Here is a 346-nt window from a genome sequence, read left to right on the forward strand (position 1 = left end):
AACGCCGGGGCGGCAGACGGCCTGCTTATGGATCGACCGCTCGGCGGTGCGGCGGCGTAGGATAGGGAGAGCGCTGCATAAGTCCCGGTGTTCCAATTTATCAGAGTGGGAGAAACACAGCGGTCCGACGTTGTGTCGAGGCTTTCTCTCCCGTTGGAGCAGGGCTGGACATGTTTTCTTTACAGAGCAAGCTTAGAGCGTGCCACAGGTACCTCAGGTACCGGAGCTGTCGCAAGGGAGTGCTTTTCATCAGGAAAAGCACGAGTATTGCGCAGCTCTGCTGCACGCTCTTTGCGAACTCTGTTAGAAAACAGCCAGCCGCGACCGGGAGGGAAGCCCGATGCGA

Source organism: Oribacterium sp. oral taxon 078 str. F0263 (assembly GCF_000469565.1).
Taxonomy (GTDB): domain Bacteria; phylum Bacillota; class Clostridia; order Lachnospirales; family Lachnospiraceae; genus Oribacterium.